Annotated in this window: 6 protein-coding genes; 5 read left to right on the top strand and 1 reads right to left on the bottom strand. The window is 45.5% G+C overall.

Features of this window, described 5'->3' with window-relative positions; genetic code table 11:
* Positions 1 to 42 precede the first annotated feature (42 nt).
* From RIG66_RS03255 to RIG66_RS03235, 5 genes are all read left to right on the top strand, one after another.
* Positions 43 to 777: a DUF4384 domain-containing protein gene (locus tag RIG66_RS03255; protein WP_446375166.1), complete on the top strand. Its 735-nt coding sequence runs from the start codon at positions 43 to 45 to the stop codon at positions 775 to 777.
* Between the two features lie 522 nt (positions 778 to 1,299).
* The gene (locus RIG66_RS03250; RefSeq protein ID WP_446375164.1) at positions 1,300 to 4,386 is read left to right on the top strand and encodes a tetratricopeptide repeat protein; all 3,087 of its coding nucleotides are present in this window, start codon (positions 1,300 to 1,302) and stop codon (positions 4,384 to 4,386) included.
* Between the two features lie 7 nt (positions 4,387 to 4,393).
* Entirely contained in the window at positions 4,394 to 5,188 is a 795-nt protein-coding gene (gene xth, locus RIG66_RS03245) for an exodeoxyribonuclease III (RefSeq protein ID WP_446375162.1), read from the top strand.
* A gap of 147 nt (positions 5,189 to 5,335) precedes the next feature.
* Positions 5,336 to 6,211, top strand: a complete 876-nt coding sequence (locus RIG66_RS03240) for an SDR family oxidoreductase (protein WP_446375160.1) — start codon at positions 5,336 to 5,338, stop codon at positions 6,209 to 6,211.
* A gap of 565 nt (positions 6,212 to 6,776) precedes the next feature.
* A complete protein-coding gene (locus RIG66_RS03235; RefSeq protein WP_446375158.1) occupies positions 6,777 to 7,490 on the top strand; it encodes a hypothetical protein in 714 nt (237 codons plus the stop codon).
* 34 nt (positions 7,491 to 7,524) lie between these two features.
* Here RIG66_RS03235 and lhgO read toward each other — a convergent pair whose 3' ends face one another.
* Positions 7,525 to 8,715 carry an L-2-hydroxyglutarate oxidase gene (lhgO, locus tag RIG66_RS03230; protein ID WP_446375156.1) on the bottom strand — a complete coding sequence of 397 codons (1,191 nt, stop codon included), beginning with the start codon at positions 8,713 to 8,715 and terminating at the stop codon, positions 7,525 to 7,527.
* Positions 8,716 to 8,959 lie beyond the last annotated feature (244 nt).

Here is an 8,959-nt window from a genome sequence, read left to right as displayed (position 1 = left end):
TGCATTTTTCTCGGTTTTTAGAGCAACTTGTAATTTTTCTTTTTGAGCGGGTTTCAAATAATTTTTGGCTGGCATATTTTTTTCGTTTTTCGGATTTCCTATTTTAATTATACCCTATTTAAATGCCGAACAGCTTACCAGGGAATCACCAAGGGAAAGTGGAAAATAGCCAAGCGCTATTTACGTGAGGTATTGTATCCAGAATGGGTGAAACAGCGCCGTATAATTCCCCTCACCTGTAACCAACTTTGGCGGGAACTTTGGGGACAAGCCAAGCCAACCAATAAAATGCAGCCGATATTGCTCAATGATAAATTGCAGCCTGTCTCATTAAATCCGAAACGGCTGTCATATTTAGAGATGGGAGAGGCGGAAATTGACGAAACTGCCCCAATATTGATTCCGTTAAAAAGTAAAATTCGCTTAGACGTCAATCTGGAACAGGCGGGCTATTTACTCCTATTGGAAAAAGGCACATCGGGGAAACTCTGGTGTTTATCTCCCTCTGGATTTGCACCAGAATGGCGACATTCAGGAGGAAGAATAACGTTACCCTTAGCCAGTTCTCGTCATCGGTATTTTAAGTTAACGGGTTCGACAGGTTGGGAGGAAATCGTAGCCGTCATTACCCGGAATTTACCAGAGTTAGACTGGTTACCGAAACCAGGTGAACCTTTATTACAATTGCAGGAAGGGCATTTAACAGGGTTATTGGACTATTTAAAGGATGACCGCGACTCCCAACTGTGGCGGATGGCGTATCAGGTGACGGTGTAATTGAGGTTGGGTTGTCCGTGTCATCTTAAACTAAACCCCTCAACCCCACCCCCGCTCCCACGCCGGGAGAGGGGAGCAAGATAGTCTCGGTAGGGTGGGTTAGGCGGGAACAAAACTATTGAAAATAACCTGAAACGGAACAATCCGCCGTAACCCACCAAAGCCTTTAAGGGATAAGTTACCCTTCACAAACACATCGAAAAACAGGGCGCAAGCCTTGCGCCCCTACACAATTATTAACCATGGACAAACAACGAATTCAAGACTATTTGAATCTAATTCAAACACTCCTAAGTCTCGGTATCGGTAGGGTGGGTTAGGCGGGAACAAAACTATGGCACATAACCTGAAACGGAACAATCCGCCGTAACCCACCAAAGCCTTTAAGGATACGTTACCCTTCACTAACACACTCGACAACTACGGAAATTGAAATCGGGAAACTAGAAGAATCAATCACATCATTAAAAAGAGTAGACAATGAGAGTTTTGAATAGATTGCGAACATTAGTAATAAGATTCGTGAGACTCAAGCAGATATTACGCTGTAGACAACTAAATCAGCAAGTTTTCCAACTCTATAATCAAGGTCAGTATACTCAAGCAGTGAGTCTAGCTGAAGCACGATTGGCATTAGCCCAACAACTGTGGGGAGATGACCATCCTGATGTGGCACAAAGTCTGAATAATTTAGCTTATCTTTACCATGCTCAGGGAAAACTAGCAGCAGCCGAAACCTTGTATCAGCAAGCCCTGGCAATGACACAGCGCTTATTTGCCGATGACCATCCTTATGTCGCTTCAAGTCTGAATAATTTAGCCGGACTTTACCAATCCCAGGGAAAATTAGCCGAAGCCGAACCTTTGTTAAAGCAAGCCCTGGTAATGAGACAGCGCCTGTTTGCTGGTGACCATCCTGATGTGGCTTCCAGTCTGAATAATTTAGCCGTACTTTACAAATCCCAGGGAAAACTAGCCGAAGCCGAACCTTTGTCTCAGCAAGCGTTGGCAATGAGTCAGCGATTATTTACTGATGACCATCCTGATGTGGCACAAAGTCTGCATAATTTCGCTTCTATTTACCAATCTCAGGGAAAACTAGGGGAAGTGGAAACCCTGTTACAGCAAGCGTTGGCAATGAGACAGCGCCTGTTTGCTGGTGACCATCCTGATATTGCCATAAATCTCAATAATTTAGCTTATTCCTACCAATCCCAGGGAAGACTAGGGGAAGCTGAACCCTTGTATCAGCAAGCCCTAGCAATGAATCAGCGTCTGTTTGCCGATGACCATCCTCAGATTGCTATAAATCTGGATAATTTAGCTTATCTCTACCGCTCCCAGGGAAAACTATGGAAAGCAGAACCTTTGTCTCAACAAGCGTTGGCAATGTTTCAGCGCCTGTTTGCCGATGACCATCCTGATATTCCCATAAATCTCAATAATTTAGCCCTATTATTCGCTGCCACCCAGCGCTATGATCAAGCGCTAGACTACATGAAACAGGCAATGGCAATCGAGAACCGTTTAATTTACCAAGCCTTTACCTACAGTTCGGAAAGCGATCGCCTTACCTTCCTGCAAACTGTCAGATATAATTTTGATAGATTCCTCTCTCTCATCTATAAGTATTTCCCCAACTCTCCCCACGCCATCCAAGCCGCACTCGATTTAATCCTCCAGCGCAAATGCCTCACCGCCGCCGCTTCCGCCGCCCTCAATCAAGCCATCCATAGTGGGCGTTATCCCCATCTGCAATCGGAGTTTACGAAACTGCGACAACTCAGCGACCAGATTATCCACTATATCTATCACGAACCTCGACCTGACCTGATTCCCCAACTGCAAAGGGAACAGAACCAACTACAGAAACAACTGACCGCCCAAGTCCCAGAAATCCAACTCCAAGACCAACAAATTGACTGTCACACCGTCGCCTTAGCACTACCTGAAGGTAGCAGTTTAATCGAGTTTGTCTGTTTTAATGTCTTTGATTTTCACACTTCTCAAGTTAAACCCGCCCGTTATCTAGCATTTATCCTACCTGCTGGACAACCCGATAACGTACAGATGCGATACTTAGGCGCAGCCCAAGAAATTGACCAACTGATACAGGACTTTCGCCGCGATGTCTCTGACGGTGTAAAAGCGTTGCAATCTTTAGACATGGGAGGAGATGACGAGGAAGAAGAGGAAAACGAACAACCCCAACCCATCAACGGCATAGAATTACAGCATCGAATTTTTGCCCCCCTTCGCCCCGACTTGCAGCCCAACCAACCCCTATTCCTCGCCCCCGATGGGGATTTAAACCTGTTACCCTTTGACCTTCTCCCCAGTGATGAGACAGGAGTAACCCTACTAAGAGACGAGTACGCCATCAGTTATCTGAGCGGTGGGCGAGATATCTTGCGCTCTAAAATTCAAACCAATCGCTCATCCTCTCCCCCCTTAATTATTGCTGACCCCGATTTTGACCTCGTAGCACCTGTAGAAGCGGGTTTAACCGATAACCTAGCCATCGAAACACCTGTAGGGGCGGGTTTAGCCGATAACATAGCCTCAACACCGCCAACCTCTCAACAAAACCCGCCCTCTGTCTCCCCTAATGAGCAGAACTCAATCGCCACTCTCCTGCAAACCCTAACCAATGCCCGATTCCAACGCGCCGAAGGCACCCGCCGCCTGGGAGCAAGCATCGCCAAACTCCTCAACATCCCCCCCTACTTTGGCAAAGACGCCCTCGCCTCTCACCTCACCCATTGCCAATCCCCAGAACTCCTATTAATCGCCACCCACGGCTATTTCTCCAAATCCATGCAACAGCCAGACTATGACAATTTAATCTTAGCCCTACTCACTTGCCCCAATGGACAAGAAGCGACTATCTTATACCATAACCACAAGCTGCTCAACGAGACATTACTGGAGGAAATCGAAACAGTCGCCACCCTCCTCACCAAACAAGGAAACCCCAATCCTGCTCACAAGTTGCGAACCCTCATTCCCCAAATTAAGGCAATCATTCAATCCCCCCAAACCCCCTCAACCTCCCATCCCGAAGACCCAATGTTACGTTCCGCCCTCGCCTTTGCGGGCGCGAACCGTTGGCTAGAAGGCAAACCCTTACCCGCCGCCGCTGAAAAAGGCATGGTATTCGCCCAAGATATCGCCGCCCTTGATCTGTGGGAAACCGAACTCGCTATCCTCTCCGCCTGCCAAACTGGAATCGGGGATGTCAAACTGGGAGAAGGGGTTTTCGGCTTGCGTCGCGCCTTTGCCATAGCCGGAACCAAAACCTTAATCATGAGCCTTTGGTCAGTTCCCGATCGCGCCACGGCTTTGTTGATGAATCGCTTCTTATCCAATCTGCGTCAGGGTATAGGACGACGTGTGGCATTAAAAGAGGCTCAAGATTATATTCGCACAATTACAGTTAAACAGTTACAGGAATCTGAATTAGGGTGTAGCATCTTAGCGGAATTAGAGAATTTACTACCCCAAACTCGACAATTGAGTGAAACCGATCAACCCCTCGCCCATTCTTACTTCTGGGGGGCTTGGGTCTGTCAAGGAGAGACAAAAGCCGTAAAATTGAAAAGATTATAGAATTAATATGAAAATCGCAACCTGGAATGTTAACTCAATTCGCACCCGCCAAGATCATGTCTGTCAGTGGTTAACAGACAATCCTGTGGATGTGCTGTGTTTGCAGGAAACCAAAGTCGTTGATGAGCAATTTCCGCGATCGCCCTTTGAAGACTTAGGCTATCATCTCTATGTGTCCGGGCAAAAATCCTATAACGGGGTGGCACTGTTTAGCCGTAAGCCTTTAGAAGCGGTAAGTATGGGGTTTACGGGGGTGTTGACGCCAGAAGATGTGGGAGAATTAGACGGGCAGAAGCGGGTGATTACAGGTATCCTGGATGGCGTCCGAATTATTAATCTCTATGTTCCCAATGGTGCTGAGGTGGGAAGTGAGAAGTATGAGTATAAATTGCGCTGGTTAAAACTGTTACGGGAATATGTGCGATCGCTCTTAGACACTCAATCCCATGAACTCTGTATCTGTGGGGACTTTAACATTGCGCCCGATGACCGAGATATTCATAATCCCCAGAATAAAGACAAGCATATCATGGCATCACCAGCAGAACGCCAAGCCTTAGAGGAGGTGTTGGCGCTAGGCTTAGGGGATGCGTTTCGCAAGTTTACTCAAGACGGGGGTCATTTTAGTTGGTGGGATTATCGCCATGGTGGGTTTAGCCGCAACCGGGGTTGGCGGATTGACCATCATTATCTCACGCCGAAGCTCTATGAAGCCGCAACCAGTTGTAGGATTGATGTAGAACCCAGAACCCTGGAGAAACCGAGCGATCATGCACCAGTGATTGTTGAGTTTGAGAGTTAGGAGATTCTCGTGCGATCGCGGGTTATAAATGGCAAAAAGGGGAAATCTGTAGGGGCGACCCGCTTGCATCAATGAACAACTCCAATCCACTCAATTTGATCGGGTCGCCCTTTATGTTAACCCATAAAATAAGCAAAAGAGGTTTTTATGTATTTAGTCACAGGCGCTACTGGAGGATTAGGACGCCGGATTGTTCGGGTATTACGGGAACGGGAATTACCTGTGCGGGCATTTGTCCGGTTATCGTCAAATTACAAGGAATTAGAAAACCGAGGCGCAGAGATATTTGTTGGTGATTTGAGCGACGATAGAGACATCGAAAAAGCCTGTCAGGGAGTTGATTATATTATTAGCGCCCATGGTTCCGCAGGTGATGCTCAAGCCATCGATTATCGCGCCAATCGAGAACTGATTGATCAGGCAAAGGTGCTGGGAATTAAACAGTTTGTCTATATTTCGGTGTTAGGTGCAGAACGAGAATATGAAAATGCACCCGTGTTTAAGGCGAAACGAGCCACGGAAAAGTATTTACAAGGGAGTAATATCACCTATACGATTCTTCGCCCCTCTGGTTTTGCCTCCAATCTTTTACCATTAGCGGAACAATTTCGCCAAACTGGGGTTTATCTGCTCAACGGGAATCCCAAACATCGCTCGTCTATTGTGAGTACCGATGATTTAGCAAAAATTGCCGTTGATTCGATTAGCATTGAAGCCGCACACAATCAAATTTTTCCGGTAGGAGGACCCGATATTCTCAAACGGGAAGATATCCCTCAGATTTTTGGTCGTGTCTTTAATCGAGACCCAATTATTATCAATCCGCCCTTATTTGTCTTTGATGGGGTAAAAACGGCGTTAGAGTTGGTTAATCCCAAAATTAGCAATGGGTTAAATACACTGCGAACCTTAATCACGAATGAGTTTTTCTGTACGACAGAACAAATTGCAGAGATTGAGTCGGTCTACAATTTGCAAATGGAATCTCTAGAAAGTTTTCTGAAGCGGTATTTAGTGACATAAGCATTCATTTCATTCCTTCGTTCGTAGTAAGGGCTTTAGCCTGTTCGTAGTAAGGGCTTTAGCCCTAAATTTTGTTAAGTTTCCTTCTGTAGGGGCGAGTCGCTGCACATCGTAGGCGGTGTCAGAATTAACCTATCTCGACTCGCCCTTGTCCAAAGGTAGGCAGTGTCAAATAATTCTCAATACTTGATACAGGGCGACCCGATAAAATTAAGGGTTGGGTGTTGTTAATTGTATGCGGCGGGTCGCCCCTACAGGGGTGTCAATGTCAGGGGTGTTTCTCTGGAATTGTCGGGATTATCGCCATTTTTGGGATTATCGCCGTGGTAGGGGCGAGTCGCTGCACATCGTAGACAGTGTGAGAATTAACCTATCTCGACTTGCCCTTGTCCAAAGGTAGGTGGTGTCAAATAATTCTCAATACTTGATACAGGGCGACCCGATAAAATTAAGGGTTGGGTGATGTGAATTGAATAGGGCGGGTCGCCCCTACAGATCAATTGGTCTGGGTAGGATCGGGTACTGAATTTGATATAATTAACCATTCAAAGGCTAGGGTGTCATAATGAAAATTAATTTAGAAAACTGGTCAAATCGGCTTTTATACTTGCTTATCGCCACTGATTTACTTTTTATTGCTTTGCATATTATTTACAAAACAACTGAATTAATTTCTGATACATCTTTTTCCATTTCAAAAGATAGGGGATATCCTGAGGTTTTTCAATATGTAAAAGCCTACTGGGTTGCGCTTTTATTTTTGCGTTTAGCTATAAAAAAACATACTTTTCTCTATCTGGCGTGGTCTCTTCTGTTTGTATACCTGTTACTCGATGATTTTCTGGAAATCCATGAAACCGGAGGAAATTATATTAGTAAACAGCTAGACTTTCCTAGCCTATTTAACTTGCGACCGGAAGATTTAGGTGAATTGGCAATATCAATTGTAGCCAGTTTATTTTTTCTGCTTTTAATCGCTATTGGCTATCGACTCAGTGATTCTATTGCTAGGCAATCATCAAGGTATATGATTGGTCTGCTATTCATATTGGCGTTCTTTGGAATTGTCATGGATATGCTACATATTATGAGCCGAGCTTTATCTATAGAAATTTTAGAGGACTTTATCGCTCTTGTGGAAGATGGTGGCGAACATCTGGTTATGAGTGTCATCGCTTGGTATGTATTTTTACTGTTCGAGACTTCACCATTAGGTAACCAAATGTTTAAAAATTATTGGCGGAAAAAGCCTTCAAGAATGGGAAGTAAACGCCCTTGATGTCTTGGTGATGAGTATCTAAATGAAAACGATATTAACCTTCAACCCGATTTGCGATCGCACGTCCAATTTCTAGGGAAGCGGTAGCCGCTGGAGAGGGCGCATTACAGACATGCAGCGTTTTATGTCCTTCGACAATCAGAAAATCATCCACTAATTGACCATTCTCCATCAACGCTTGGGCGCGAACGCCTGCATGAGTGGGCATTAAATCATCGGATTGAATCTCCGGAATTAGCCGTTGCAAACTGCGAACAAATGCGGCTTTACTAAAGGAACGAATGATTTCGTCCACACCGATTTTCCAATAGCTTTGTGCCAATTTCCAACACCCTGGAAACGTGATAATTTCTACCAAATCTCCCCAGTCAAAATCCGTCTTTTTATACCCTTCCCGCTTAAAACTCAGCACCGCATTCGGACCCGCATGAATCCCACCATCAATCATTCGGGTAAAATGGACGCCTAAGAATGGGAAATTCGGATTCGGAACCGGATAAATCAGATGTTTCACCAGATATCGCTTCTCCGGCTTCAATTCGTAATATTCCCCCCGAAACGGTATAATCTTAGCTGGAGGCTGCATCTGACCCAATTTCACCACGCGATCGCTCTGCAATCCACCACAGTTAATCGCCATCCCCGTTTCAAATTCTCCTTGATTGGTTTCGACGACTAAACCGTCAGACGTTTCCCGCAGATTTTGCACCGTGGTATTTAATCGCAGTTCTCCCCCTTGGGCGCTAATTAATTCCACATACTTTTCACACACTTGCCGATAATCGACAATCCCCGTCGCCGCCACCCGAATTCCACCCACAGAACGGACATGAGGTTCAATTTCTGCCACCTCTTCCGGACTAATTCGCTTCACTGTTAACCCATTTTCTAATCCCCGTTGATAGAGACTATCCAGCAACGGTAATTCCTCAGGTTCTGTCGCCACAATCACTTTGCCACAAACGTCATGAGGAATCCCATGTTCCTGACAAAATTTGACCATAGACAGATTCCCTTCACGGGCAAACTTTGCTTTAAAACTGCCTGGTTTATAATAAATCCCGGAATGAATAACACCACTATTATTGCCCGTCTGATGATATGCCCAACGGTTCTCTTTTTCCAGGACTAAAATCTTACAGTCAGGGTAGCGTTGTCCGATTGCTAAAGCCGTAGACAAGCCAACAATTCCACCACCGATAACTGTAAAATTATATTGTGTCATTCGTCATTTGTCATTTGTCATTGGTCATTTGTCATTACGTGAAGTCGGGGCGAGTGTAGGGTGCGTTAGCGCAGCGTAACGCACCATTTCAAACGATAGTAGTGAAACCCGCCCCTACACAATCTCCCCCATCTGACACACCGAGCGTGTTACTGAGCGAAGCCGAAGTAAGTCGAGGTGTTCCCCATCTGCTGATAACTGATAACTACATCTGCGGTGCGATCGCATAATCCACTAACTGGGC

Origin of the sequence: Coleofasciculus sp. E2-BRE-01 (assembly GCF_040221695.1) — a bacterium.
In the GTDB taxonomy this organism is placed as follows: Bacteria; Cyanobacteriota; Cyanobacteriia; order Cyanobacteriales; family Coleofasciculaceae; genus Coleofasciculus.
Note: the sequence above shows the minus strand (reverse complement) of the source record. Positions and strands in the feature narration are given on the sequence as shown.

Bases quoted from the DNA above. Each gene is read 5' to 3' on its own strand.
- xth (WP_446375162.1), top strand. From the start codon at position 4,394: ATGAAAATCGCAACCTGGAATGTTAACTCAATTCGCACCCGCCAAGAT.
- RIG66_RS03240 (WP_446375160.1), top strand. From the start codon at position 5,336: ATGTATTTAGTCACAGGCGCTACTGGAGGATTAGGACGCCGGATTGTT.
- lhgO (WP_446375156.1), bottom strand. From the start codon at position 8,715: ATGACACAATATAATTTTACAGTTATCGGTGGTGGAATTGTTGGCTTG.
- RIG66_RS03235 (WP_446375158.1), top strand. From the start codon at position 6,777: ATGAAAATTAATTTAGAAAACTGGTCAAATCGGCTTTTATACTTGCTT.